General features: G+C 51.5%; 1 protein-coding gene. It reads right to left on the bottom strand.

Annotation, left to right across the window (positions count from 1 at the left end; translation table 11 throughout):
- Positions 1–373, bottom strand: a 373-nt coding sequence (locus tag AB4585_RS29245; protein ID WP_372172317.1) for an SLC13 family permease, incomplete at both ends; no start/stop codon positions are given.

The following is a 373-nucleotide window of genomic DNA, read 5'->3' as shown; positions in this document are numbered from 1 at the left end:
CTTTATTAAGCTCAAAGGTGCCTTCCAGGTTAGGCTTGAGGACAAAGTACAGGGTAGCAACCGCTAATGGCAGCATGATAACCGCCGCCGGGATACCAAATGCCATCCACTCGGTAAAAGTCAGTCCAACTTCAGCCGCGGCAATCGCATTAGGAGGCGAACCCACTATCGTTGCGATACCACCAATACTGGCACTGTATGCCACACCAAGCAGAACAAACACGTAGGTCTTACGCTCTTTATCGGCATCAACCTTACTAAGCACGCCCAATACTAGGGGCAACATCATGGCTGCAGTGGCGGTATTACTGATCCACATGGATAAGCCGGCGGTGACACCAAACAGCATAAACACAGCCGCGCTCATCTTGCC

The sequence above is a fragment of the Vibrio sp. 10N.222.49.C9 genome, from assembly GCF_041474985.1.
In the GTDB taxonomy this organism is placed as follows: domain Bacteria; phylum Pseudomonadota; class Gammaproteobacteria; order Enterobacterales; family Vibrionaceae; genus Vibrio; species Vibrio crassostreae_C.
The sequence above is the reverse complement of the archived record's forward strand: the minus strand, read 5'-3'. Positions and strand labels throughout refer to the sequence as shown.